This window comes from Methylomagnum sp. (assembly GCF_054333355.1).
Window position 1 is genome coordinate 1 of record NZ_JBTEKS010000500.1, and the last position, 2,704, is coordinate 2,704.

A 2,704-nucleotide genomic window follows, 5' to 3' on the forward strand; every position below is an offset into this window, starting at 1 on the left:
GCACGCCCACTCCCACATGTCGCTTTTTTACAATACAGCCAGCCCAGCGCGTTGCTAAAGTGAACCGGGCAAGCCGTGAGGCTTTGATCCATTCGTAAAACTACCTGAGGAAAAACCCGTGTTGACTAAGCAACCGATTACTAAAAAGCTGAATGTACCGGCGGACCAAGTGTGGGAAGCCATCCGCCAGATAGGACGGCTCGATGTATGGTTTCCGATTATCGAAACCTGCCGGGTGGAAGGCGAGGGCGTGGGCGCTGTCCGTTATATGACCATTTCTAATAACGGCGGCGAGATCAAAGACACGATTGAAACGGTCGATGCTATAAACCGGCGCTTGGTTTACCTACGGCCCGTCTCGCCGTTTCCCGTGAGTTATTACCAAGGGACGGTCGAGGTTTTTAGCTCGTATGATGGATTGGGCGTGGTGGTTTGGACGATTGATTTTGAATCCACGCCGGAAGCTGCTGCCGCCGTGGCTGAGTTAGTATTTGGCGCGATTAGCGCGGGGCTTGACGGGATGGAGCGAGACCTTCAGGCCGCATGATAAGCTGTTGATTCCCACGCGGCGCGTGGGAATCCGATCATAAAAATGGGTAACTGCCGATGAATATGGTTTCTGAAATTGAATCTGCCGTAACCAAACTCTCCCGCCAAGAATTAACCGCCTTCCGGGATTGGTTTAACGAATTTGACGCCGAAGCTTGGGATAAGCAGTTTGAAGCGGATGTTGCCGCCGGGCGTTTGGATGCGCTGGCAGAAGAGGCTTTGCGCGACCTTGACGAAGGCCGCTGTACCGACCTATGAGGCATCGAGCCAGCCCCAAATTCTGGGCGTTTTATGCCGAGCTTCCTGAAAATATCCAGCGGCTTGCCAAGGAAAACTACAAACTACTCAAACGCGACCCGTTTCATCCCTCACTTCACTTCAAACGGGTTGGAAAGTATTGGTCGGTTCGGGTGGGCATCCATTATCGAGCCGCTGCGATTGGGAGGGGGCAGGATATTGTTTGGTTTTGGATCGGTCACCACAGTGAATATGATCGGATTATCGTGGGCCATTGAGCTTAACTTATGGTGAAACCCACCACCACGGCATGACGCCCTAATCAACCCGAGTTAAGGAGAACTCACCCCCATGGCCAAAATCACCCTGGACGGCCAAACCCACGACGCCCCACCCGGCGCCAACCTGCTCAAAACCTGCCTGTCCCTCGGGCTGGACCTCCCTTATTTCTGCTGGCATCCGGCCCTGGGCGCGGTCGGGGCGTGCCGCCAATGCGCGGTGCTGCACTACAAGGACGAACACGACACCCAAGGCCGCTTGGTCATGGCCTGCATGACGCCGGTCACAGAGGGACTCCGCGCTGACCTCGAAGCGCCCGCCGCCCACGACTTCCGCGCCGGGGTCATCGAAGCCTTGATGACCAACCACCCCCACGACTGCCCGGTGTGCGAAGAAGGCGGCGAATGCCATCTCCAGGACATGACCCTGATGACCGGCCACACCGTCCGCCGCTACCGGGGCAAGAAGCGCACCCACCGCAATCAATACCTTGGCCCCTTCATCAACCACGAAATGAACCGCTGCATCGCCTGCTATCGCTGCGTGCGCTACTACCGGGATTACGCGGGCGGCAGCGACTTGAACGTGTTCGCCATCCACAACGACGTGTATTTCGGACGCCACGAGGACGGCGTGCTGGACAACGAATTCAGCGGCAACCTGGTGGAAGTCTGCCCGACCGGCGTCTTCACCGATCGGACCTTCGGCGAGCATTACGTCCGCAAGTGGGATTTGCGCTACGCCCCGTCGGTCTGCACCCATTGCGGCGTGGGCTGCAACATCAGCCCCGCCGAACGGCTGGGCACGCTGCGGCGGATCATCAACCGCTATCACGGCGAGGTGAACGGCTACTTCATTTGCGACCGGGGCCGGTTCGGCTACGGCCACGTCAACGGCGTGGAGCGCATCCACCGCGCCACCTGGAAGGGCGAACCCATCACGCCCGAAGCCGCCGTGATCCATCTGGCGAGCGTGACGAATGGCAGCGGCAGGGCCATCGGCATCGGTTCACCCCGCGCTTCGCTGGAATCCAATTTCGCCGTGCGGGAACTGGTCGGGGCCAAGAATTTCTACGCCGGGCTATCCCGCACCGAAGCCGGGTTGGCGGCGGCGATGCTCGACATCCTGCGGCGCTGGCCGGTGTGCGTGCCGACGGTGCGGGATATGGAACAGGCCGACGCCGTGCTGGTGCTGGGCGAGGATGTCACCAACACCGCGCCGCGTCTGGCCTTGGCCCTGCGGCAGGCGACGCGGAACCGGGCGTCTGAAATCGCCGAATCCTTGAAAATCCCCGGCTGGCTGGATGCGTCGGTGCGGGAAGCGGCGCAGGCGGCGAAAAGCCCGCTGTTCGTGGCGAGTGTCGCCGCCACCCGCTTGGATGATGTGGCCGAGGCGACCTATCACGGCCCGCCGGACGATGTGGCCCGGCTGGGTTTTGCGGTGGCCCATGCGCTGGATGGGGACGCGCCCGCTGTGGCGGATTTGGGGGAAGAAGAGGCGCGGTTGGCGGAAACCATCGCGGCGGCTTTGGGATTGGCCGAGCGGCCTTTGATTGTGTCGGGGATGGGGTGCCGGAGTTTGGCGGTGGCGCGGGCGGCGGGAAATGTGGCGTTGGCTTTGGCTCGCAGGAAAGCGGATG

4 protein-coding genes are annotated in these 2,704 nt (G+C 60.7%); all 4 read left to right on the forward strand.

From position 1 onward, the window contains the following. The first annotated feature begins 118 nt into the window (after positions 1-118). The gene (locus ACXWUF_RS21655; protein WP_458496598.1) at positions 119-547 is read left to right on the forward strand and encodes an SRPBCC family protein; all 429 of its coding nucleotides are present in this window, start codon (positions 119-121) and stop codon (positions 545-547) included. Between the two features lie 59 nt (positions 548-606). Beyond that, on the forward strand, positions 607-807 hold the full coding sequence (locus tag ACXWUF_RS21660; RefSeq protein ID WP_458496599.1) for a hypothetical protein: 201 nt from the start codon (positions 607-609) through the stop codon (positions 805-807). Beyond that, on the forward strand, positions 804-1,064 hold the full coding sequence (locus ACXWUF_RS21665) for a ParE family toxin-like protein (protein ID WP_458496600.1): 261 nt from the start codon (positions 804-806) through the stop codon (positions 1,062-1,064). Before ACXWUF_RS21660 ends, ACXWUF_RS21665 begins: the two co-directional genes overlap by 4 nt. 73 nt (positions 1,065-1,137) lie before the next feature. Then, positions 1,138-2,704 (forward strand): NADH-quinone oxidoreductase subunit NuoG (nuoG, locus tag ACXWUF_RS21670; protein ID WP_458496601.1); only part of this gene is annotated, 1,567 nt, incomplete at its 3' end.